Annotated in this window: 23 protein-coding genes and 1 riboswitch; of the genes, 2 read left to right on the forward strand and 21 right to left on the reverse strand. The window is 40.4% G+C overall.

From position 1 onward, the window contains the following. Positions 1 to 5 precede the first annotated feature (5 nt). The 14 genes from BQ9859_RS11175 to BQ9859_RS11235 form a co-directional block, all read right to left on the reverse strand. A complete protein-coding gene (locus tag BQ9859_RS11175) occupies positions 6 to 1,631 on the reverse strand; it encodes a hypothetical protein (protein WP_075878237.1) in 1,626 nt (541 codons plus the stop codon). Positions 1,632 to 1,803: 172 nt separating this feature from the next. After that, a complete protein-coding gene (locus BQ9859_RS11180) occupies positions 1,804 to 2,817 on the reverse strand; it encodes an IS3 family transposase (RefSeq protein WP_143404432.1) in 1,014 nt (337 codons plus the stop codon). Beyond that, positions 2,748 to 3,464, reverse strand: coding sequence for a helix-turn-helix domain-containing protein (locus BQ9859_RS11185; protein WP_075878239.1), 717 nt, complete (start codon positions 3,462 to 3,464; stop codon positions 2,748 to 2,750). The genes BQ9859_RS11180 and BQ9859_RS11185 overlap by 70 nt, the downstream gene beginning before the upstream one ends. Positions 3,465 to 3,524: 60 nt before the next feature. After that, on the reverse strand, positions 3,525 to 3,698 hold the full coding sequence (locus BQ9859_RS12475; protein ID WP_154666064.1) for a hypothetical protein: 174 nt from the start codon (positions 3,696 to 3,698) through the stop codon (positions 3,525 to 3,527). A gap of 72 nt (positions 3,699 to 3,770) precedes the next feature. Continuing rightward, entirely contained in the window at positions 3,771 to 3,929 is a 159-nt protein-coding gene (locus BQ9859_RS12480; protein ID WP_154666065.1) for a hypothetical protein, read from the reverse strand. 343 nt (positions 3,930 to 4,272) lie between these two features. Next, positions 4,273 to 5,931, reverse strand: coding sequence for a diphosphate--fructose-6-phosphate 1-phosphotransferase (locus tag BQ9859_RS11195; RefSeq protein WP_075878241.1), 1,659 nt, complete (start codon positions 5,929 to 5,931; stop codon positions 4,273 to 4,275). 147 nt (positions 5,932 to 6,078) lie between these two features. Then, positions 6,079 to 7,782 (reverse strand): phosphoenolpyruvate--protein phosphotransferase, encoded by a 1,704-nt coding sequence (gene ptsP / locus BQ9859_RS11200; protein ID WP_075878242.1) that lies wholly within the window; start codon positions 7,780 to 7,782, stop codon positions 6,079 to 6,081. A gap of 97 nt (positions 7,783 to 7,879) precedes the next feature. Next, positions 7,880 to 8,173, reverse strand: a complete 294-nt coding sequence (locus tag BQ9859_RS11205; RefSeq protein ID WP_075878243.1) for a hypothetical protein — start codon at positions 8,171 to 8,173, stop codon at positions 7,880 to 7,882. After that, a complete protein-coding gene (locus BQ9859_RS11210; RefSeq protein WP_075878244.1) occupies positions 8,163 to 8,345 on the reverse strand; it encodes a hypothetical protein in 183 nt (60 codons plus the stop codon). Before BQ9859_RS11210 ends, BQ9859_RS11205 begins: the two co-directional genes overlap by 11 nt. Positions 8,346 to 8,437: 92 nt before the next feature. Next, complete coding sequence (abc-f, locus tag BQ9859_RS11215; RefSeq protein ID WP_075878245.1) at positions 8,438 to 10,288, reverse strand: ribosomal protection-like ABC-F family protein; 1,851 nt, start codon at positions 10,286 to 10,288, stop codon at positions 8,438 to 8,440. Positions 10,289 to 10,306: 18 nt separating this feature from the next. Continuing rightward, entirely contained in the window at positions 10,307 to 11,602 is a 1,296-nt protein-coding gene (locus tag BQ9859_RS11220; protein ID WP_075878246.1) for an N-acetylmuramoyl-L-alanine amidase, read from the reverse strand. 120 nt (positions 11,603 to 11,722) lie between these two features. Continuing rightward, positions 11,723 to 13,108 carry an asparagine--tRNA ligase gene (asnS, locus tag BQ9859_RS11225; protein WP_075878247.1) on the reverse strand — a complete coding sequence of 462 codons (1,386 nt, stop codon included), beginning with the start codon at positions 13,106 to 13,108 and terminating at the stop codon, positions 11,723 to 11,725. A gap of 236 nt (positions 13,109 to 13,344) precedes the next feature. Beyond that, entirely contained in the window at positions 13,345 to 13,974 is a 630-nt protein-coding gene (locus BQ9859_RS11230; RefSeq protein WP_075878248.1) for a redox-sensing transcriptional repressor Rex, read from the reverse strand. A gap of 97 nt (positions 13,975 to 14,071) precedes the next feature. Further along, entirely contained in the window at positions 14,072 to 15,517 is a 1,446-nt protein-coding gene (locus BQ9859_RS11235) for a leucine-rich repeat domain-containing protein (RefSeq protein ID WP_075878249.1), read from the reverse strand. Positions 15,518 to 15,848: 331 nt separating this feature from the next. On the opposite strand from BQ9859_RS11235, the gene BQ9859_RS11240 reads away from it, so the two are divergent. Next, positions 15,849 to 16,052 carry a cold-shock protein gene (locus BQ9859_RS11240; protein ID WP_075878250.1) on the forward strand — a complete coding sequence of 68 codons (204 nt, stop codon included), beginning with the start codon at positions 15,849 to 15,851 and terminating at the stop codon, positions 16,050 to 16,052. Positions 16,053 to 16,105: 53 nt separating this feature from the next. Next, complete coding sequence (locus tag BQ9859_RS11245; RefSeq protein WP_075878251.1) at positions 16,106 to 16,570, forward strand: HD domain-containing protein; 465 nt, start codon at positions 16,106 to 16,108, stop codon at positions 16,568 to 16,570. A 34-nt stretch (positions 16,571 to 16,604) separates the two neighbouring features. On the opposite strand, the gene BQ9859_RS11250 is transcribed toward BQ9859_RS11245, so the two are convergent. The 7 genes from BQ9859_RS11250 to BQ9859_RS11280 all read right to left on the reverse strand — a co-directional run bounded on the left by BQ9859_RS11250 (position 16,605) and on the right by BQ9859_RS11280 (position 24,393). Next, positions 16,605 to 18,173, reverse strand: a complete 1,569-nt coding sequence (locus BQ9859_RS11250; RefSeq protein WP_075878252.1) for a hypothetical protein — start codon at positions 18,171 to 18,173, stop codon at positions 16,605 to 16,607. Between the two features lie 81 nt (positions 18,174 to 18,254). After that, a complete protein-coding gene (locus tag BQ9859_RS11255; RefSeq protein WP_075878253.1) occupies positions 18,255 to 18,626 on the reverse strand; it encodes a helix-turn-helix domain-containing protein in 372 nt (123 codons plus the stop codon). A gap of 42 nt (positions 18,627 to 18,668) precedes the next feature. Beyond that, the gene (locus BQ9859_RS11260; RefSeq protein ID WP_075878254.1) at positions 18,669 to 20,078 is read right to left on the reverse strand and encodes a vWA domain-containing protein; all 1,410 of its coding nucleotides are present in this window, start codon (positions 20,076 to 20,078) and stop codon (positions 18,669 to 18,671) included. Positions 20,079 to 20,081: 3 nt separating this feature from the next. Further along, on the reverse strand, positions 20,082 to 20,360 hold the full coding sequence (locus BQ9859_RS11265; RefSeq protein WP_075878255.1) for a hypothetical protein: 279 nt from the start codon (positions 20,358 to 20,360) through the stop codon (positions 20,082 to 20,084). Positions 20,361 to 20,759: 399 nt separating this feature from the next. Further along, positions 20,760 to 21,746: a hypothetical protein gene (locus BQ9859_RS11270; protein WP_075878256.1), complete on the reverse strand. Its 987-nt coding sequence runs from the start codon at positions 21,744 to 21,746 to the stop codon at positions 20,760 to 20,762. Between the two features lie 34 nt (positions 21,747 to 21,780). Beyond that, positions 21,781 to 22,602, reverse strand: a complete 822-nt coding sequence (locus BQ9859_RS11275) for a hypothetical protein (RefSeq protein WP_075878257.1) — start codon at positions 22,600 to 22,602, stop codon at positions 21,781 to 21,783. Positions 22,603 to 22,614: 12 nt separating this feature from the next. After that, positions 22,615 to 24,393, reverse strand: coding sequence for an RNA polymerase sigma factor (locus BQ9859_RS11280; RefSeq protein ID WP_075878258.1), 1,779 nt, complete (start codon positions 24,391 to 24,393; stop codon positions 22,615 to 22,617). A gap of 229 nt (positions 24,394 to 24,622) precedes the next feature. Continuing rightward, a riboswitch (purine riboswitch) is annotated at positions 24,623 to 24,722 on the forward strand. Positions 24,723 to 24,746 lie beyond the last annotated feature (24 nt).

Genomic DNA, 24,746 nt, shown 5'->3' on the forward strand with positions numbered 1-24,746 from the left:
CTTTGTTATTTAGAAAGTTCTCTTTTCTTCCACAAAACAACTGCAATTCCTGCACTTAATACAGCCATCGTTGCAAACATTCCGCCAAACATTGCAGCAGCTGTTTCTGGACTTTCAGTGTTTGGTTTCGTTGTTTCTGTAGAAGATTGTGTTTCATTATTTGTTTTTGTACTAATAGTAAATTTCGTATCAGCACTGCCATTTGTTGAAACAATACTTAAAGTATGTGTACCTGCGCTTAATGTATTTAAGTATTCGATCTTTAAGGTAACAATTGTACTACCTTCTTTAACTGAATAATTTTGAGCATCAACTACTTTACCATCCACTAAGACATTTTTAAAATCCTTAAATTCAGCATTTGATGTAAATGATAAACCATTTGTAGATCCTTGATTCCAAACAGCATTATTTCCGCTTATAATAATTGGAGCTTTTTCTTCTGGTGCTAATTTATCTAATATCACAGTCTTTGTATCTGTATACTCTTTTCCTTCAAATACTACTTTTGCAACATATGTAATGCTTCCTTCTTTTTCTACAGTTGGCTCAACTCTTGTTGAAGTAATCACAGCATCCATTCTAACTGTACTATCGCCATCCACGCAATCAAAAGAAGCAGTTGCTTTACTGTAATTATCAGTATTCCAATTGAAAGTAGGTTCTCCATATACACATACATGAACTGTTAACGTATCATCTTTTCCCACCGTTTCATTGTTGATGATCACTTCACCATCGCTATTATTTGTTACAACCACACCATTTGGAATATTAGAAAGAGTAATAGATCCATTTAATACTTGAATTTCTTTCATATCATTAGTTTTAGCAACGGTCTCTGCTAAAACATCTTGGTTTCCAACATAGTATGCAGTAGTATCTCCTGACAGCATGATCTGTGAAACGTCTGATGCAAGCATATCAGTAGGTACAGCTACTGTTGATGTACAGTTTTTTATAGCCACTGAATATACAGTTGGATTACCGAAAGAACCGTCAAATGATCCGCCTTCAACAGTTAAAGATCCACCTGTGCTACTGCCTTCACCAAAACCTAATATCACAGCTTTCGCAGCATTCTCATCAACAATAAAGTTACCACCGGTAATTACTGCATTGCCTTTGGCATAATTTCCCCATGTTCCATTTGAAATCACAGCAGTATTTTCTTTAGTAGCAGTAAATGTACCACCGTTAATTTCCACTTTATTCCAGTTTTGAATAACTGATCCGCTAGCTCTCTGTGATGTAAAGGATCCACCGTTTATAATCAATGAACCTCCTTCATCATTTTTTACAGAATTATAGCCTGCAGTATTAAACGTACCACCATTGACCGTAAGGACTGGTTCCGCTTCATTTGTACCTTCTACATAATTATTTCTCTCATTATTTCCGCTATAACTATAGTATCCATTTTCTACTAAACTTGAAACATCAGCAGTATTTAAATTTTCTACAGCAACCCCATCGTATAAAGTCATTGTTCCATGATTGACAATTGTATACCAATTGGTTGCTCCATCTCTTGTATATTTTCCACCATTCAATACTGTATTTCCATTATTGAAAACAGAAGCACATCCTGCTTTACCAGCAATCACTTCTCCATCGCCATTAATGGTCAATGATGCACCTTTTGCAACATAAATTGCATCTGCATCATTTGCAGTAATAGCATTGCCATTTAGATCAATAGTAACAGCTTTATCACTACTAATAACAATGCTCTCATTTACATTGATCTGGTCCCTGTCAAGTGGACATGTTTAATAAGTAAAAAGTCTTGCCCAATTAGTATCATGCTGATTGGGCTTTGTTTTTTAGGGTCTCTTTATATTTTGCTATTTTTGGATTATATGCAATTGGATATTTTTTAGGTGCCTTATTATTGAACGCCTCCTCTCTTACTTCCATAGGAGCTTTGGAATCGAATCTAGCTTGATAACGTCGATTGTTATAAAAATCAATGTATTTGCTAATTGCTTGAATTAAATCTTCCTTTGTATGGATCTCATACATTCGGTACATCTCTGTTTTAATGATACCCCATAATCCTTCTGTTGGACCATTGTCTAAACAACAGGCTACCCTGGACATCGATTGTACCATTCCATAATTTTTCAATTTGTTCTGGAATAATGGACTGGTATATTGATATCCCCGGTCCGAATGAAATAGAGGATGTGTGTCAGGATATTTCTCAATTGCCTTATTAAGCGTATCGAATACAAGCGCATTATCATTTCGCTTACTGATTGACCAAGCTATGATCGAACGGTCATACAGATCTAAAAATGCACTAAGATATATTTTCTCTGTTGAATGCGGGACCTTGAATTCCGTTACATCCGTTGTCCATTTTTCATTCGGCTTTGACGCTTCAAATTCGCGGTGAAGTACATTCTCTACTGTTTGGTTTGCTTTGTTTGCCACTGTGCAGCACGTTCTTGTTCTCCTGATGGATGAATGTACATCCATGATTTTCATGATTCGATGGATCCGTTTTGTATTGTAGTGCCTGTCATAATCGCGATTGATGTATAGGCGCATTCTGCGATATCCTAAGATACCACCGTATCTTTTATGGTAGCCTATGATGATTTCTGCCAATTCCATATCTTCCTGTTCATTGCTGGGTATGGAACGTTTCAGCCACTTATAGTATGCGGAACGCCTCGTATTCAAACGTTTGCACATCCATTGAATACTGTAATCCTTCTTCTTGTGAAGTTCCTTGACTGCTAGGTATTTTGCTTCGTTTTTCGTCTTAGAGAAGATCGCCTCCTTTCGATTTCTTGTACTTTTTTTAATAGATCGATCTCCATCTCCTTTTCTCTAAGCAGACGTTCAAGTATCCTGACCTTACGCTTTAATATTTCGTTATCGCTGAGCTCCTCATTCCTCTTGTGCTGTCCACGACGATCGACAAGTCCGTCTTCTCCATATGACTGATATTTCTTGACCCACTGATAGACCTGCGTATAAGAGACATCGAATACCTCGGCTGTTTGTTTATAGTTGTTCCCGTGTTCCAGACAATGATTTACGATTTCCATGCGTTCTGCCAGCGTTGTCTTTCTAGTGCGATCTTTCATATATACCTCCGGCTTAGGATCATAATCCTTAAGCTCTTCGAGGTCATTATACTTCTTGATCCATTTTCTTAGGGTAGTAGATGAAGGAATTTTATATTTAATTATCAGATCATTAATGGTACCTTCTTTGTTGAAATAAGCTTCCACCACTTGTTGCTTAAACTCTTTCGTATAGGTTGCATTATGTAAACTTGTCTGTAAACCACTTACACCATTTGCCTGATACATCTTTGACCATAGTCGTATAACGGTTACACCAACATCAAATTCTTGAGACAGTTCTCTTACACTTTTCTTTCCACCTAAATACTGTTCACAAATATTCGCTTTTTGTTCAACTGATAATTTTGGTTTTCTCCCCATAGAAAAATCCCACCTCCATAGAACCACGTTTATTTATTTCGTGTGTCCACTTTAGTGGGATCATATCACATCTTTTAATAACTTAATTTTAGTAGCATTTGAATCAATAGCTGATTGCAAGGTATCAAATTCTTGTTCACCATCACTTGCTACTGGTTCATTTGCCGCCAGTACAGGTGACATTAAAGTGAATATCATAAAACCCGATACTAATAAACTTAACAACTTCTTCATTTTTTTCATCCTTTCTGTATTACTTACTGTATCTAAAATCATTATACCCCTACCTCATTTTTTTTACAATCACTATCTTCCTATGTTATATGAGCTTTTTTCTTTTTTTATAGACAAAAGAAAAGAGATGCCGATCGGCATCCCTTCTCTTCTATAACCCTGAAGCTTTGTACCTTCTTCTGAACTTCCTGATCTTTTCGTATCTTTCACCTGCTGATCAGTCTCATTCATTTCCTTTGCTTCAGAACCAATATCGTTCTTTTTTACTTTCTGCTTGAGGGAATCTCCTTCATCATCCTGTATTATGATCCCAGATGAACTCCTTTCCTCTCTTGCTTACTTGTTTCACGATATTGATTTTTTAACAACTTCTCTCCTGCTTCTTTCTGTTTTTTTTTACAGTTTCCTTATTTTCCTTTTTCTCTAAGCATTCTTTGAGAAGCTGTGTTATAAGCTCTTTCTTTTGACACTTATACTATAGCACACTTCTTTTCTTTTTCGATCATTGTGGCAAATATGGTCGCTTTATTGGTAAAAAAAGAGAACAGCTTTCACTGTTCCCTATTTTTCTTTATTATTCATGTTCCAAAGCTAAAGTTTTTGTAGTGATATCACAAACTTCTTCTGGTCCATAGTACTGGATTGCACCTGGATATACGAAGCTAGTTTCTACTGACCATTCATCTCTGTGTGCTTCAAAATACTTGAATGGTTTGCCGTCCAGTTCAACCAATGCTTTCTTGATAACTGGTTTGTCTTCACCGTGACGTCTTTCGATGTTCATCATTTTTGTGATTGGCATACCGCCAGCTACCCATTCTGAAGCAGGTTTTGACAAGTTAGAGATTTTTGACAGATATCCATTATATCCGTATTGGATCAGCATGCATGCATTGTAACCCAAAGAATAGCAGTAATCAGAATCAAAGTTAGAAGGGAATGCACATCTTCCTTCGTATCCTAAGAAATGATGCAATGCGCTGAACTTGCCATTGTATGTACCAGCTTTTCTTCTTTCTTCCAATTTGTCTTTTACTAATGCAGAGAACAATTTCTCTGATTCGATCAAGGATACTTGCACGTTGCCATGTGGATCACGTTCCAAGAACAATTGCTGCTGAATGCTTTCTGGAAGAATAGCGAATACTTCCATAGACTCTTTTGTCAGACCGTTTTCGATGAATTCATATTTGTCTTTCCATGTTGGCAGTGCATTAAATGCATCAGCTTTGCTGCCTGCAAGCAATTCGTTGATTTCCTGGATCAGTACGGAGAATTCCGGAACGAATTCAACAACACCTTCAGGAATGATGGCAACACCGAAGTTCATGCCTTTTGCAGCACGTTTTTCTACTGAATCGGCAATGTAATCGGCGATCTGTGAAAGAGACATCTTTTTAGCTGCCACTTCTTCAGAGATCAAGCAGATGTTTGGCTGTGTTTCAAGAGCACATTCCAATGCAACATGAGAAGCACTGCGTCCCATGACTTTGATGAAGTGCCAATATTTTTTAGCTGAGTTTGCATCACGCTCAATGTTGCCGATGATCTCGCTGTATGTTTTTGTTGCTGTATCGAAACCGAAAGAACATTCGATGTCTTCATTTTTCAGGTCACCGTCAATTGTTTTAGGGCATCCGATTACCTGTACACCTGTGTTGTGTGCTGCAAAGTATTCTGCAAGTACAGCTGCATTGGTATTGGAATCATCGCCACCGATGATAACGATTGCTGTAATGCCATGTTTCTTGCATACTTCTGCAACGATTGCAAACTGTTCGTTTGTCTCTAATTTTGTTCTTCCTGAACCGATGATATCAAAACCACCTGTATTTCTGTATTGATCGATGTATTCATCATCAAAGATCACATAGTTGTCCTCGATCAAACCGATTGGTCCATTTTTGAAACCGTACAATACGTTTTCTTTATTCGTTGCTTTTAAAGCATCATACAGACCGCAAATTACGTTATGTCCGCCTGGCGCCTGTCCACCGGAAAGAATAACACCAACGACCTGTTTTTTAGCTGGTGCTGTATTTGTTCCTTTCGCGAAAGTGATTTCTTTTTCACCATACGTATTTGGGAACAAAGCTTTGATCTTTTCTTGATCTGCCACGCTTTGTGTAGCTTCCCCTTCTTTAACGCAGATATCTGCAATGCCGTGTCTCAGCATTCCTGGAAGTTTTGGAGAATACGCATATCTAGCTTTTTGTAGTGATGAAATTTTCATAGTTTCCTCCTCATTGTATTTTACGTACTATTAAATTTTAAGATATTTTGAGCAAAAAGTAAACCGGTTGAATAAGGTTTCAGGGAAGATTTCCTCTTATTTCATAAAAAAGGTGCGTTCAAAATGAACACACCTCTGATCAGATGATTATTTTCCTAATTTTTCCTTTACGTAAGCAAGTACTTCATCTGCTGTCTGTTTGTTCAATGCTTCTTGAGCGACAGCTTCCATTTCTTTCTTGCTGAGACCATTGATGATCTGGCGAGCTTTCAAGATCTGTGTTGCTGACATAGAGAATTCATCCAGACCTAAACCTAACAAGATCGGTGCTGCATATTCTTCACCAGCCATGGCACCGCACATACCTGCCCATTTGCCTTCTTTATGTGCGCCGTCGATCGTCATCTTGATCAAACGCAATACAGATGGATTGTATGGCTGATACAAATAAGATACATGTTCGCTCATACGGTCAGCTGCCATAGAGTACTGGATCAAATCATTTGTACCAATAGAGAAGAAGTCGGCATATTTTGCGAACTGATCTGCCAATACTGCAGCTGCAGGAATCTCTACCATCATACCTACTTGGATGTCATCTGCAACCTGTACTCCTTCTTTGATCAAGTTTGCTTTTTCTTCTTCGTAAATTGCTTTTGCATCACAGAATTCTTTGACCGTAGCGATCATTGGGAACATGATGCACAGTTTGCCATATACAGATGCACGGATCAGCGCACGTAACTGCGTACGGAAGATATCTGTACGATCCAGGCATAAACGAATTGCACGATAACCTAAGAATGGGTTCATTTCTTCAGGGAAAGTAAAGTATTTCAGTTTCTTGTCACCGCCGATATCTAGTGTACGAACAACGACTTTCTTTCCGCCCATGCCTTCCAATACAGCTTTATATGCTTCAAACTGCTCATCTTCTGTTGGGAAGTGATCACTGTCCATATACAGGAATTCCGTACGGAACAGACCAACGCCTTCACCGCCGTTTTTCAATACGCCTTCTACATCTTTCACACCGCCGATGTTACCGGCTAATTCTACTTCATGTCCATCCGTCGTAACAGATTTTGCATTGATCAATACTTTTAGTGCTTCTTTTTCTTCTTTGTAAGCTTTTGCTTTTGCTTCATATTCTTTTACAGTTGCTTCATCTGGATTGATGATGACTTTTCCTTCAATGGCATCCAATACTAACAGATCGCCCTGATTTACTGCTGACAAGACATCGCCACAACCAACAACTGCAGGAATTTCCAATGAGTTTGCCATGATGGCAGAATGGCTTGTCTTTCCACCGATGCTGGTCGCAAAACCTTTGACATATTCATTCAACTGTGCTGTATCGGATGGTGTCAAATCATAAGCAACGATGATGCTGTCTTCGTCGATTGCTGTCAGATCCGGAATCGTCAGACCTAATAAATTACATTTTAAACGGAAAGTAACGTCTTTGATATCTGCAGCTCTTTCTCTGAAATAGTCATTGTCCATCGATTCAAACATCGTGATCATCTGATTTGCTACTGTATCTGCAGCATATTCTGCATTAACTTTTTCACTTTCGATCATAGAAACGATCTGACCAGCAAATTCTGGATCGCCTGCCATCATCAAATGGGCATCGAATACTGCTAATTCTTCTTCTGACAAACGTTTCGCAGCACGTTCTTTGACCCCTTCAATATCTTTCTTTGTTTTTTCTAATGCCGCATTGAATTTTTCAACCTCTGCAGCAGGATCTCCTTCTTTTTTTACGATCTCAACTTTTGGAGATTCCAGCTTATACGCTTTTGCGATTGAAATACCGGCAGATGCCGCAATACCTTTTAACATACAAAATCCTCCTCTACTGATACAATCTTTATATGCTTTGCAACAGATCAAGCAGTAAATCGCTTACATGCTTCTCTAACGTTTATAATAACATTTTTCACATATTTAAGCAATCAAAGAATTGTTTCAGTCCGGCTTTTTTCTTTTTGGCTTGTCTTTCCTGGCTCATTCCCTTTAAAGAGCGTCTTTCGATATATACCTTGCGCAGCAGCACTTCATTTTCATAATCACACTTTGCAAATGCGGCTTCGATCAGGTTCTGCAATTGTTCTGCCATCACTTTTTGTAAAAAATTCTGTCCTTGTTCATCCCTTTTTTTACATTGTCGCAATAATGCATGCATACAATGCTCCATGTGCACCAAGGAATCATTGATCTTTTCACCTTTCACAAGTTCTCTCCCTGAGATCCGATAAGATTCCTTCTAAGCAATACAAATAGCAGCGCAGCAGCCCCTGCAGTTCTTCTGTAGAAATAGTGAATATGTCCGCCTCATTTCCCATCATTGCATGGATCTTTACCATATGATAAAAATCCTGGATCTTCATTTTTGCTTCTTCCATCTGTTTCCCCCGCTTCATTGATACTGTATGTATACGCAAACAAAAAAAGAAGCACTAAAAAACCGAACAATTTTTAGTTGTCCGGTCGTTGTTTAAGTCAAATGTTCACTATATTCTTCCCATTGTTCCATCATGTGATCAATTTCCAGATGGACTTGATCAATCTGTTCATCCAGTGCGTTCATCTTTTTAAAATCATGGTAATACTCTGGTTCAAAACGCAGCTGACGCAGCGATTCCAATTCCTCTTCTTTTTTTGCAATCTTTTCTTCCAGCTGTTTGACCGCTTTGGCATAATTGAAATTTCGGACATAGCCTTTTTTTGCAGGCTCCTGTTCCTTCTCGATGATGGAGGGCTGCTGTTGATCTTTTTGCATGTATTCATCATATGTCAATGCATAATACACTGCTTTTCCATCTTTGATCTCCAAGATCGATGTTGCTAATTTTGAGATAAAATAGCGATCGTGTGATACGAACAGCATCGTTCCTTCATAGTTTTCCAAGGATTCTTCTAATGCTTCTTTTCCCAATAAATCTAAATGGTTGGTCGGCTCATCCAGCATCAGGAAGTTTGGCTGTGACAAAAGCAGTTTCACAAAACTCAATCGCACCTTTTCTCCTCCGGATAAGCAGTCGATCGTCTTAAATACTTCATCCTGGGTAAACAGGAAGCTGCCTAATGCGGTACGCACCTGCGTACGGTCCAATTGCGGAAAACTGTCCCATACTTCTTCTAACACCGTCTTTGTTGAATCAAACTGGGCAAGTTCCTGATCAAAATAGCCAATGTCGATCTGATGTCCGAATAAGAAGGTGCCCGCCAACGGTCTCACTTGTCCCATCAATGTCTTCATCAACGTCGACTTTCCATGCCCGTTGGGTCCGATCACTGCTACACGCTGTCCCTGCAAGATCTGTAAGTTGACATTGCATAAAGGATGATCATACCCGATCTGCAGATTTTCGATATCCAGCACACGGTTGCCGCCGCGTCTGGCAACATGAAATTTTGCATGAAACGTCACATCGTCGCTTTGCGGATCTTCGATCTTGTCCATGCGCTGCAGATACTTGATCTTCGATTGGGCGAATGCCGCTTTATTCTTCTTATATCGGAATTTCTCGATCAATTCTTCCATATGCGCAATTTCTTTTTGTTGTCGGGCATAAGCGCTTTTCTGAATTTCCAGGTCTTGTTTTTTCGTTTCTACATAGTGCGTATAGTTGCCCGGATAGCGGCGCATGACGCCAAACTCGATCTCATAGACGACATCGCAGACATGATCTAAGAAGGTGCGGTCATGGGATACCAGCACGACAGCTTTGGGATAATGTGCCACGTAGCCTTCCAGCCATTCGATCGTTTCAATATCCAGATGATTGGTCGGCTCATCCAGCAGCAAGATATCCGGTTTGGACAAAAGCAGTTTCACAAATGCCAAACGGGTACGCTGTCCTCCGCTGAATTCCTTGATCTTGCGCTGCAGATCTTCTTTGGTGAAGCCAAAACGGGTAACGATATTCATCATTTCGCTTTCCCACTGATAGCCGCCGGCCTCTTCAAATGCCTCTTGTATCCGTGCATAGTTTTCCAATTGTTTTTCATCTGCACTCGCTTCTAACTGTTTGGCCGCTGCATTTAATTCTTTTTCCAACTGTTTGACGCGCTCAAATGCTCTCTCCATCTCGCTTCGAACGCTTTGTTCTTCATCTTTGAATGTCGTCTGTGCCAAGTAACCGATCTGTATCCCATTTTCTTTATGGATCGAACCGCTGTCTAATTCTTCTTCTTGGGCAATGATCTTTAATAAAGTGGTCTTGCCGCACCCATTGCGGCCGACCACGGCAATTTTCTCATTATTTCTGATCTCAAACTGTATATCCTGGAAGATCGTAGATGCACCATATGCTTTTGTTCCTTTATTGATCTGATAGCGCATGTTTCTCATCCCCCTTTATTATGAATTTGCCTGAACGTCGATACCTAATGTGGAAAGAAAACCTTCACACAATCCTTTGATGATCGTTTCTTTGTTTTTCTTGTAGTTTTGTACATCGTCCTCATCGCTCAAACAAGCAAGATCCAGTTCAATGCCCTGCATGCCGTTCTCGTCAGCATACATTGCATTCTGCTTGCTGTTTTCATTGTACTGTCCGGTCAAAGTAGCTTTTCCGCCGCTTTCTCTGAATACCGGCATCGCATCATATACACTTCTTCCATCTTCCCCCTGTGTTGCTGAAGAGGAAAAGATCCCTGCTACATTGGTCAATGAAGTATATGTCGTGCTTCCCTTGATCCCATATGTCTGCAATAAATAATACATGATCCCGTTGGTCAGACGTGAGGAAGACTGAATGCCGTGATATGTCTCAATTCCCGCATGGCCGCTGCCATAGGTAAAACCGACACTGATCAAATAATTGGCGTCGTTTTGATACCCTTTGGATGCACGTGAATTTTCACCATAATATTCGACTACCTCTTGTTCGCCGCGGGCAAGCAGGACCTTTAATCCATAACTTTCTAGATATTCCTGCATCTTCAACGCTACTTGATAGCTCTCTTCATATTCGACGATGCCGTTTCCGCTATATCCCTGATCGACACCGCCCCAGATCGTCGTATATAATCCAAACGGATCGATCAGGACATCCGCTTTCTCTGCACTTGGGGTCACTGTTTCAACGGTAAGAAAAGCATAATTTGCTGTCAAAGAACCGCCGTATATATCCAGTGCATCTTGTGAAGCGGTCAGCGTAGCCTGTTTCACTTTTCCATCGCGGCGCATCGTTTGAAAGGGATCGCTGCTAATCGCACTTGAAAAGACGACACGCTTCTTTTCAAAACTGTCGATCAAATAAATTTCATAGGTTCCATCGCTCAGATCCGGAAGGTAGATCTGGCGGTCTGCCGTATTTCCGATCGTAAAGCTGTACTGTTCTCCGCTGCAGATATTGACCAGCTCCATCATCTTTCCATAAATCGGATCCTGTTCCCCGTCATATGGATCCATATACAATGACAAGGTTTCTCCATAAAACAGATAGTCTTCCAGCTCAATGACATTTGTCGACTGATCTTGGAGATCTTTCATTTCGCTATTGCTGAAATTACAGGCATGAAAACTTCCCCGTATTTCTGGCTGACGTAAAAAATGAATCAGCAGAAAGGAGATCAATACCGCAACACAAACAAATAAAACTCCTAATTTCCATGTCATGCGAAAACTTCTTTTCCGAGGTTCATATCGCATATCGATCCTCCTTTCTGCTTCTTTGCCAATCGTATAAATAGTATAGCAGAAACCGTAAAAATTACAATGTATTCCCCGTGTGAAACGCAGGAAAAAAACAGCGATGAATTTCGCTGTTTCTTAAAATACCAAATTTTTTGGCGTACGCGGGAATGGTTCAACATCGCGGATATTTTGCATGCCGCTCATATACATCAGCATGCGGTCAAAGCCAAGTCCAAATCCGGCATGTTTGCATCCGCCATAACGGCGCAGATCCATATACCATTGCAAGCTTTCACACTCCATGCCCATCTCCTTCATGCGCGCTTCCAAGACATCGTAACGCTCTTCACGCTGGCTGCCGCCGACCAATTCGCCGACACCAGGCACTAACAAGTCGCAAGCTGCTACGGTCTTTCCATCATCATTCAAACGCATATAGAATGCCTTGATATCTTTTGGATAATCTGTCAAGAAGACAGGACCATTTACGACTTTTTCGCACAAATAACGCTCATGTTCGCTTTGCAGATCCATGCCCCATTCGATCTTATTATTTTCAAACTTGACATCGGCTTTTTTCAACAATTCGATTGCCTCCGAATAAGTCATGCGTTTAAATTCACTGTCTCGTACGCTCGTGATCCGTTTGATGCAATCCTTATCGATCATCTTCTCAAAGAACTTCATTTCTTCCGGTGCATTTTCCAGACAGTAGTTGATGCAGTATTTCACCATATCTTCGATCAGGTCCATGTCATCTTCCAGATCAGCAAATGCAATCTCCGGTTCGATCATCCAGAATTCAGAAGCATGGCGTGTCGTATTGGAATTCTCAGCACGGAAAGTTGGTCCAAATGTATACACATCACGGAAAGCCATCGCGAATGCTTCCACATGCAGCTGTCCTGAAACAGTCAGGGAAGCATGTTTGCCAAAGAAGTCTTCTTCATAATTGGCATCATCCCGCGTCGTTACAGTAAAGGTCTCTCCGGCACCTTCTGCATCATTTCCAGTAATCAACGGCGTATGCACATACACAAAGCCCTGATTTTGGAAAAATTCATGAATCGCCATCGACAAAACAGAGCGCAGACGAAAAATAGCATAGAAACTGTTTGCCCGCGGACGCAGATGCGGGATCTCGCGCATAAATTCGAAGCTGTGGCGTTTCTTCTGCAGCGGATAATCGTGATCGCAAGCCCCTTCCAAAGTCACTTCTTTCACTTGAATTTCAAAAGGCTGTTTCCCCTGCGGGGTATATACGAATTTTCCCATCACGGTCAAAGCGGAACCTGTCGTATATTTTTCTACCTGTTCAAAATCTTTCAGATCAGAATCATAGACCAATTGGGCATTGCGGAAATACGTTCCATCATTCAATTCAATAAAACCGATCTTTCCGCTTGAACGGTTGGTACGGATCCACCCTTGCAAAGATACATATTCGATCGAATCGATTTCTACATGTGATCCTGCCAAGACGATTTCATACAATTCGCGAATCGTCATAAATTCAAACATAACATTTCCTCCTTATATAAAAAAAGTTCCTGTATAACAGGAACGTAAATAACCTACGCGGTGCCATCCTGATTCACATGCTGCCATGTGCATCTCTTTTGATTAACGCTCTTCCACGGGACCGTCTACTTGTTTTCTCCGATCCAACTCCACAGCTGTTCATCGTACAGACTGCCGCATTTCTGTCTTCCACCCACACAGAATCGCTTGATCGGGCATATCTGCCATGTTCTGTTTCATCGTCTTTCATTTAAAGAATTTGTTTCAAAAACAAGTTCTTGAATAGATGATACCACATCCACGGTCTTTAAGACAACCCCTTTTGGAACTTGAATGTGCTCATGCGTAAAATCGACCAGACCAATGATCCCGCAAGCAATCAGCCGATCGACCGTTGCTTGAATATCCATAGAAATAGCCAAGATAGCAATACGGCATCCTTCCGGGATCTTCTCTTCCAATTCATCCATCGAATACACAGGGATACCGAATGTTTCTCCCCGTCTGGATGGATCGATATCAAAAGCACAAGTGATCTCGCCAACCACATAGTCCCAACGGTTGTATTTCATCAAGGCACGTCCCATGTTGCCGGCTCCGACCAAGATGATCTTTTCATCAAAATCCATTCCCAGCTCTTGATTGAAAATGTCGATCAATAAGTTCACATCATAACCATAGCCTTGTTTCCCTAAATTGCCTAAAAAAGAAAAATCACGGCGTATGGTCGTAGGTTCGATATTGACCACGCTGGCCAATTCCTTTGACATGATCCTCTCAACACCATTTCTTTTTAGCTTGCGCAGCGCCTTCAAATAAACTGGATAACGCTGCAATGTAGCTTTGGGGACACTTTTTTGTACCATCCTTCATCACCATCCAAAGTATAGCACAATCCATCTAATTTGTGAACTTTTTAATATATTTAACTTATGAAAAAAGCAAGGGGCTCCTTGCTTTCTTTTATTTCATTGAGAAACGATCATAAAATTCCATTTCTTCCAATACACTTGTATCTTCGATCGGATTGTCATCCAAGCGCAATTCCTGCAGCAACGTCAGATCTTTCAATGGCGAAACATCAGTAATGTAGTTTGCTTTTAAAGTTAAGGAACGCAGATACTTCAAAGAAGATAGAGGTTTCAGATCAACGATCGCATTGTGATCCAAACGCAAATAAGACAGATACTCCAGTTTAGATAATGGACGCAGATCCGTGATGATATTGTTGTAAAGATCGATCTTGCATAGATCATGTAACTGCGATAAAGGAGAAATATCCGATACATTGTTATTTTCAAGACCTAAGATTTCCAATTGTTTCATATTTTGTAAACATGTGATATCTTTGATTGCATTATTTCCTACATTTAATACCGTCATGCTTTTGCAAGACTGCAGCACTTCGATATCCTCTATCAGATTCGTATACAGATTTAGTTCTACTAAGTTCTTCGAATTTTTTAAGAACTCCACATTACGCAGCTGGCAATGACTTGCTTTAAAGAAAACCAGGTTTTCCAAATGTTTCAATGTACCGCAGCGATCCAATTTATTTTCAGAAAGATCTACTTTGCAAAGCATTCGCAAATTGCTGAGCACGCTCACATCATGGATACCGGTCTGCACCATGCGCAGTTCTTTCAACGATGTTAGATCTCTCAAGAAAGAAAAACTGTCCGGATGATTATAAGATAAGTTTAAAACTTCCAGATGTTCCATATCCTTTAATAATGTATAATCTTTCAGATACGGACAATTCGATACATCTAAAGAGCGCAGATTTTTCATTGATGTGATCGGTGAAAGATCGCTGAACAAGTTTGTCGACAGATCCAAGACCTCCACACTTGTCAGATACGTCAGATCATCGATATTATACAACCACATCTTATTCATATGCAGTTCTTTCAAATTTTTCAGGGTACCTAAGATACTTACAGGGAAAGGGCCATTTTCAATACCGATATAAAGGACACGCAATTTTTTAGTGTTTTCCAAATAAATGATGTTATCAATCTTGCTGCGTTCCAGATTCAGTTCTTCCAGATCGATCATACCGGCAACAGCTGAAATATCCATTGTATATAAGTTATTGCGTGATATATCTAATTTTTTTAATTGACGAAAGCCATGCAGTGCCTGAAGATCACGCAAACGGTTTTTGGACACATTTAAACGTTCGATATTACGTAAATTACGGATAGGATCCAAGATCTCGATATCATTTCCGCATAGATCCAATGATTCTAGATTCTCTGCATATTCCAATCCTTCCAAAGAAGTAATACCTGAATAACGGACAGATAAGTTACGCAGTTCCAACATTTTTTCTTCACTGATTTCATCTTCACGAATACGCAAGGTACGTGCGATGGCCTCACGAAGCATATCATCTTTAATGAGCATAATTCAAATCCTCCCAGCAGTCATTTCTGACATCCTTATTATACTCTAAATCTGAAAATAGGAAAATGAAAACATACATCTTGCTTCAAATCCAACCCTAAACATATATTTTCATATCTGCTACTTTTTTCCAATACTTTTATTTCCAAAAGATTTGATTGACTTTTTATATCACATTCGCTATGATAGTGATGAACATAAGCAACTTTAAGTATAATTTCATGTGTTTTCTAGAAATCATTATAGCGAGTTGAATGTTTGATTTCTGGGAATGTACACATGAATTTTTTATTTACTATTACTTATTTCAGAAATAACAGGAGGTATGATTATGAACACTGGTAAAGTAAAATGGTTTAATGCAGAAAAAGGATATGGATTCATCACTACTGATGAAGGAAAAGATGTATTCGTACATTATTCTTCTATTCAGGCAGAAGGTTTCCGTTCTTTGGAAGAAGGACAGACCGTGACATTCGACGTTGTTGAAGGGGATCGCGGACAACAAGCTGCCAACGTAAAAGTTGTTGCTTAAAAAAACACGCACAGCGTGTTTTTTTCTGCTATGATCTTTATGGAGGTGCATGGATGAAACGTTATCTTTCTTTGCGGACAAACATCTTGTCGCAATTTACATCCATTCAATTACCCGCTCTGCGGGAAGAAGCAATCACTCACACGCTAGCCGTTTGTGATGCGTGCATCATATTGGCAAAGCACCGCCATCTAGATGGCGAATTGTGTGCAGTTGCTGCTTTGCTGCATGATATTGCAATCTTCATCTATAATTGTCCTCATTTAGGACATGCTGAAAAGAGTGCGAAATATGCAAAAGCTTATTTACAAAGCACTGATTTTTCAGCCAATGAATGCCAAACAATCTTAAAAGCGATCCAGTCTCACTCGGATAAGGAGAAAAAAGGAGATCCCATCAGCGAGTGTTTGAAAGATGCAGACATTCTGGCACGTTATTTACAAGACTTGCAGATTCCTGCAGAAGCAAACCGCCGGCACCGCTTGATTCAGATCTGCAAGGAATTATCCATCTTATAATAAGGAAAAGCAGTTGAGGATTCAACTGCTTTTCTTATGCACGACGACGAAGCCAAATACCGATCAATCCAATACCGCCAAATGCAACAGCCAGTTCCCAGATGATCTGCATGTTTCCAGCTGCCGTTTCTACTTGTTCTTGTACAGTCGGCTTCTGATCTGTACCATCATCTTTAGGTGGCGTTTGCGGATCCTGCGGCTGCTCCTGCGGATCTTGCGGTGTTTCGCTCTTCACTTCTCTACGATATTCGATCACGATATGATTTGCCTGCGCATCATTGGTCAGTGTCAACGTACCGCCATTTGTTACACAAGCATAGGTATTGCCATTGTAGCTTAATAAGCGCTCGATCGTATCCAGATCGATCTGATCACCAATCACTGCCTCTACTGGATCTAATGTGACAGAACCATCATATTCATATTCACCATCATCTGTTTTCGTATAGTACTGATGTTCGATCGTATAAGTCGTATCGATCCTAGACAGCGTGATCGACAAATCAAATCCAAATGCATAATTCTGATATCCATTGCCCATGCCAGGTCCATCTAAAGTAAATGCTGTACGGATTCCATCATCGCCAAGAGATTCACCCTTTGACAAACCATCAGCATTCTTTAATCCAGAAATGTAAGCATCCGCCTGCATGTATGGATCTGTTGAATGATCCAAATAATCACCTAATCCTAAAGTGCGGGTGAAATTGACACCTGTACCATTTGGATTCATCTGATCACATACTTCCGGAGAAAAACCAAGGGCAAAGAGATCTTTATAGAAATAAGCATAATGAGTAACCGCTAATGCTTCTTCCGGATAAACGATCTGAATTTCTACTTTTCCATTTGTTTCATCGCCCATCCGTACAAACGGAGCCATTTTTGGATATTTTGCAAGCAAAGCATCCAACGTGGTTTTATCAACCGTATAGATGCCATTGTAACTTACGCCAAAATCATTTGCATAAGATGGACCTTTCTGAGCCATGAAGTCATTCCAGTCAGTATAATTGACACCGTCTTTTTGACGATAATAATCCAATGTATACTCCGTCAGCGCTTCATCTCCGGTATAACCTTTTGCGGCCAATACATCATAGATCCCTAACAAATCTTCTACTGTAAAACTTTTCTTGCCATATAAATCACGCAACACCTTATCATCCGGTGTCATCACGATCACAGAATCAAACGGTATCTGTTTTCCATCAAAACCAAAGAATGGAGATAAATGATCAGATGCCAAGGCTGGTGTATTGACAGATAAGCCGCCGCTTTGATAGGCATATGTATGCGTAGAATCATTTTCGATATGGATGTCTGCCTGATATTTCCCTCCCGGAGATAAATACCTCTCATTTGCACTGACCAGACGCATCCAATCATCGCCGAAGTTCACTGTGACTGCATCTGCATCCGTGTTTTCATCGATGATATAATACATCTCATACCGTTTTGTTTCAGCGTTATAACCAGATCGTTCCGCATCGAAGCGTACTGGATCTTCGGATGGTTCTTTAGCAAAGACATTGCTTGCGACCATCGAGAATGCCATCATACTTGCAGCTGCAACAGCTGCTAATTTCTTTGCTTTATGCACTTTTTCACTCCTTCATCCCAATAATAGGGAAAATGTCTTGTCAGGTTTTATCATTTTATGCGTTTAATACATATTTTTTGATTACGCTTCCTGCAAGACTTTCGTGCGTGGACGCCCTCTTTTGCGTTCCACGACACGATCGCCGTTATTCTGATAATCTTTGACCCAATTCGTTAAGGCCGTTTTGCTGGAGAGACCGTATTTGATTGCAGTCTCTCCAATGCTTTTTTTATCATTTAATACTTCTAAGATTGCCTGTTCTTTCATTTCTTTTGTGTAATGACGGCAGTGTCCATCGCGAAGAATGCTGTATCCATGCATATTGATCAAGCGCAACAAATACTTGACACCTTCTTTACGCAACGCAAACTCCTTGGATAGTTCACTAATTGTTGCTCCTGCTAAACGCTTTTCGTATAATTCAATCTTTTGTTCTCTTGTCAGTTTTCTCATGAATCCGCTTCATTCTCCTAATCTTTCACAAAAGAATTTCTTTTACTTGCTCATTCGGCGTTTCATATACAAAGCAGCGCTCAAAGCAGCACAAGAAGTAAACAATACGAACCATAATGCAAGATTATTGGCTGTATCTGTGTCTGGAGTTGTCTCTGCCACAGGTTTTTCGTCACTTGGTGTTGCTGGTTCTTGTGGAGTTTCTGTTGGATCATCACTTGGTTGAACAGGACTTTCTACTGTATAAGAAACAGTAGGTCTGGCAAATGCTTCTTCTTTTCCCATATTGCCATTGGTATCTACCGGTGTTAAAACGGCTGATAAATTTGTATATAAACCATCCATGCCTTTGCTGCCGTCTGCATCATAGCTACCATAAGTGCCTGGCTGTGTGGATGGATTTGTCAATACGACCTTATAAGTCAATTGAACCGGCGCAAAATTCGATACAGCTTCATTAATGTGCCATACGAAGTGTTCTTGTCCTCCTTCACCAGGTACATATTCCACTACATACGCATAATCCGCTGTGGATTTGGCAACAACAGATGGTTTGAATCCATAGGTATTTTCAGCTATTTCTACAGCTTCATATACTTCATCTCCCACCATCAAGCGCAGTGTAGATGGATCATTGACAAAATCAAAATCATATTCCCCTTCTGCATATCCCATATAATCGGTTACCGTAGAACCGGCATCTAAGAGATAATAGATATCTTTTTGAATTTCACTGAAGGAAACTTCCTCATTTCCGCCATTCAAGTAATCCATAAAGCCTTTAGCCCACGCAGCCGAAGAGACTGTGTCTTTTGAATTTACCGCATAGCAGTGGTAACCTTCATTTTTGGCTTCGTTATATACCTGGTAGGTGTAATACAAAGCACGGTCGACATTCGTTGCATATACATTCTGCTGTAAGCCGTCAGCAGCTGTAGCTAAATTTTCTGGAATTTCTTCTTTAGAAGCTCGATACCCATTTAAGATATCTCTTGCTTCTCCTTCATATGGAATTTCGATCGCATTGCTGTTTTCAATAGCGGTTTGGACATTGCTCATCCATGCATTCCAGTCAGCTGGCGCATCATCGCTTCCATATTTAAAGCTCCATGCATAGTTATCAAAGGAGAAATAAGGCGATCCATCACTCATCCAGTAATAAGCCGTAACTGTTGGCTGTGCTCCATACATATAGGTATTTCCATCACTGGCAAAAATGAGATATTTGCGACTTGCTTCCACGCTCTGATCTTCATCCAGCATTGCCTTGCCTGCTAACAGACCAGCATGCGTATTTGTACCGCTGCTGATTTCTGTTTTGATAGCAGTTTCAATAGCCGCCATGTTCTCGTCATTTAATTCGGTCAATTCCAAGACGCGGTTGGCTTGCTTATTGAAAATAACGATACCGACCTTGACTGTTGCATCTGTTGATTGAATCTGCGTATTCAATTCTTACAGCATTTCTAAGATCTGATTTTCGACCCTTGCACTAGAAGATTTATCCAGTACAAATACGACATCGCTTACTAATTCTTCCTGAGCAGAAGGCAAAGACAATGTCACTTCGGATGTGTAGTCAGCATCCAAATTGGTTGCTGTTTTTGATTTTGAGATTTCCCAATCTGTAGACGATTCCCCTGTATTCTCTGCGTGTGCAGCAGACGGCGATAATGCAAAGAGCATACCAACGCTTACAACAAACGCCAGAAATTTTTTCAGCACTGATTTCATACTTACACTCTCCTTTACGTGCTCTTTCCTATCAAAAGCTTTACATTTTGATAGTTTTTCTAATAATAATTTTATACCTGTAAAGTGATAATTGCAAGAAACATCCACCGCTTTTTTCGTGAACATTTTGCTTTTTTAGACAAGAAAAAGCTTTTTTTATGCTCTTTTTTGCCTACTATCAAAAGCTAAACATTTTAATTGATTATATTATTTTTAAAAAAATATTACATAATTGATTAATATCATGTTATTTTTTAATTGCTATTTTACATATTTTTTACAATGGACACCTCTGTTCACATCACTTTACCCGACCTGTTTTTAAAATGATCTGCAAATTGCATATATTTTATATATATAAAAAAACGAACATTCTTATGTTCGCTTTTTTCTTCTTATTCAGGCTGATTTTTTTGCTCCACAGGCACATTGCCAACAATCGATGTATGTTTCATAATGACCATGATCTTCTGTATGCGAGCCTACTTTCTTTTTTTCGGTTTTGGTGCGGTTGACATAATTGCCGTAATAGACACCTTGGTAGAGCCCATTTTCATCCATATTGGCCAAACCGGTATAAATGATTGCTTTTAGATCATCCATCGTGAACCCGTCTTCAAACCAGTAGACTGGTCCATTGCTATAGTAGATCGGCTGTCCGGACGCATCATAACCTCCTAATGTATAGAACTGAGCCCCGTAGATCGTTTGTGTTTCATAATCATCAACGCTCACGATATTCGATACCCACCGTTTGGCGTAATGAGGCTGGTAATCATGGACGTGGGAAGAAGAAATGGTTCCTTTGCCGGATGAGGAAGATGTCTTGCTTTGCGTGCCGGCCGTATTATTGGAGGAAGCAGCTGAAGTCTTGGACTGCGTGTTTGTTGTCTCCTTGTCCTTTTTAACTGCAGAAGTATTTTTCTTGTCCTCTTGTGTTACATTGACCTTGATATCGGCCTGCACTTTGCAAGTAGTGCCGCTCAGATCGAACGAAACTTTTTGTTCTTGCAGTTTTTCTTGCAATGCCGGTACGTTGATCGTAATGAGATAGCCAGCATCATACGTACCTGCTTGACTGGTATCGACATTCCCCTGTACCTGCAGATCTTGGACGATGTTCGCATCATATTGGACATCTTTCGATAAATTGATGTCTTCTCCCTGTTTCACTTCCCGATCCTTTATCCCGCTCAAGATGTTCTCTTTTGAAAGCAGATCCAGATCTTCTTGTGTCAGCGTGGGATAAGCATCATCCGCTGTCTCTTTGACCACTGTTTTGGGTTGAACAGCAGGTTCACTCTTCCCTTGTGCCAGAAGGCAGGATCCTGACACCAGCAACACCAAGACAGTTGCAACGGCCAGCTGTTTTTTCCTTATCTTCATAAAATCCTTTCCTTATTTATGAATGCCGCAAGGTTTATTCATTTGCTTCTACACGAGTATATACGCATTTCACATTAAAATCTGATCCTTTGTAAAGTCTGGATGCAACAGTCTCTGTCGAAGAACCTTTATCGACTTCATCAAAATAGATTTCCTCAACTTTCTGCTCGCTGCCATCGTATGTGTATCGTACCCATACGGCAGGATCCGTCCAGACATAATCACTGTTATTGCTCAGCTGGATCGTTAAGCTTCCCTGCTCTGCATCATAATTGAAGTTGACCTCATAATCTTTTGGCATCACATACATGCTGCCGAATCCTCGATCAGGGTTTGCGGCCAGTTCATCACTGAAAGCATCGATAAACTTCAGCTGCGGTTGTGAAATCAAAGCTGGATCTGGTCGAAGAGCTCCGAAATTTCCATTTTCGGACAGGGTCAAAGTAAATTGTTTTTCACTGTTTGCATCGATATCAGGAACTTCTTGTGCATTTCCTGAATCTGAGATAAAGTTGATGTCTTGCGGAGTGCTTCCGTCAATACTGCATTCTCCGCTTTCGATCTCATCTCCGGCATAGGCTACGGTTCCGCCTAATATCACGTAGTTGATATGCGTATCATTATCGTTTACGATCGTTCCCGTGATGGTCGCCGTATCAACGTCATAAGCAACATCCTTTAAGGATAACTTTTCCATCAGTGAAGTTTCTGTCACTGGTTCGTTTTGTTCTTGTGTTTCTTCTTTTTGTGTATCTTCCTGTACAGTGCTTGTGTCACTGCTGCCGCATCCTGTCAAGGAAAATGCCATCAACATGGCCATTCCCATAGTGATCATTTTCATTTTGCTTGTTTTCATTTTCTTGTCCTCCTAGTTTTCATTGGTTGCGATCCATTCAAATCCATCTTCTGGCAGGGTCGTGTATGTATTGGTCGTTGGATCGAAGTCCAGCGGTTCTTTAAATATATCCTGCTGCGGATAGTAGAAGAAGCATCGAGTCAGGCTTTCATCTTCTGCACGCAACAGGTAAGCCGTTGCCCCTTGCGGTGCCGTGATCGTCGTGTCTTCCTGCATTTGATACAGTTTTGTCGTTGTCTCTGGAGAAGTTGACATGCCTTCGATCATGCGTACTTCACCGGAAGTGTCGATCTGCATAGTGCTTCTTGCACCGCCGGCAGGCGCTACATAGCTGTATTCCTTCGCCATGGAAGAAGGAATCGAGCCGGACTGTGTTTGTTCTTCCGGTTCCTCGACATTCTCAATCGTTTGAATGCGATAATAGCCCTCATCATCCGGAAGCAATGTTGCTTTTTTGTTGACGGTATATTGTGTTCTGCCATCATTGCTGGTGTACTGATATGAGTAAACGACCTCCATTTGACCCTCCCGGATCATAGCAGATTGAATCTCTGCCTGCACCTGATAAGTAGAAGCCGGATACAGTGCAATCGTATCCTCACGGATCACAGCTCCTTCTTCCGATGTATCTTTGGAAAATAACTGGTCTGTGAAAGAGGAGAAATAGCGATTGACATCTTGCAATGCATACTCCTTTCGTCCACTGCTGTCTGTGCCCATTTCCCGGATATGGCCATCCGCATTATTGCAAAGCGTAAATAATGTCTGGATCCTCTCTTCCTGTGTAAGGCCCTCTTCTTGCATTTCTTGCGGTCCATAGGCAAGGACAAATGTGAATTCGTCTTTGGTCAATTGTCCTTCGATCAAAGAAGGATATTGTGCATCTTGTACCTCTTGCACCGTTTCTTGCTGTTTTCTTTCTGCCGGAGCCGGATCCATCCACATTTTTACAGCACCATACGTTGCGCCTCCTGCCACAGCCAGACTGACAATGACTGCAGTCGCTTTAGCGGCCGTCGTATGGAGGAAACCGCTTTTTACCAGTGCTTTGCCGGCAGCTGCTGTTTTTCCGGCAGCAGCCGTTTTATGCATGCCCTGTAAGATTGCCTGTCCGATTTCTTTTCCAGCCAGCAGACATTGCCTGCTTTGTATAAAATTGGCTTCCTGCGTATGGAACAACGACAACAGCAGCGGAATAGGCGCCATTCCATAGAATGTATAACCCTTTTTTTGTAATGCCTCCACTTTTTCTTTTAATTTTTCTTTGCCATAACGCAATCTGGATTTCACTGTATTTTCAGAGCATTCCAGCGTCTGTGCGATCTCTTTGATCGAAGCTTCTTCTATATAATATAGTAAGATGCACATTCGCTGTTCTTCTGATAGCGTATCGATCAATGCCCGCAGCAATTCGTTTGTTTCCTTTTGTGAAAAAGCTAACTGCGGCTGATGATCCCTGCGTTCATCTTCCAGCTGCAAAGGACATTCCTCATCTTTTTCCTTTGCAAGATCAGAAAATAGAACGGATGGATTCTGTTTGGCCAAATGGTTTTTTGCTGTATTTGCCACGATCATGCCAAGCCAGGAAGAAAACGCTTCTGGTTTTTCCAATGTGGATATTTTAGCAAATGCACGGACATATGCTTCCTGTATGACATCCTTTGCTGTTTCTTCCTCTCTCATATATTGAAGAGCAAGATAATATTTGCTTTTATAAGTATTTTCGTAAAGGAAAACATATCCTTCTTCTTTCCCCTGCTTTGCTAATGCGACCGCCTCTGCCAGCTCCATTGATATCACCTTCCCGATTCCTATTAAAGTTCTTTCTCATCATGCTCACTCTCCTCTCTTTTCACTACTTAGACAGGGAAAAGAAAGAAAAGGTTTTAAAAGTTTTAAAAAATTTTTATTTTTTTTGTTCAACTCTGATATTATTGTATATCAAATAGATAAAAAAGGGACAGGAAACGATAAAATGTAGCAATTTCTGATGAAAATGATTTTACTTATTCATTGAATATGCTAATATGGTAAGGTGTTTCATATATGTCTGCAGATATGGTGCAGACGTTTCTACCTCAGACCGTAAAATTGAGACTATGAATCAACAGTATTTTTTATTATGCATTGTTGATTCTCGGCGG

Source organism: Merdibacter massiliensis, from assembly GCF_900155395.1.
Lineage (GTDB): Bacteria > Bacillota_I > Bacilli_A > Erysipelotrichales > Erysipelotrichaceae > Merdibacter > Merdibacter massiliensis.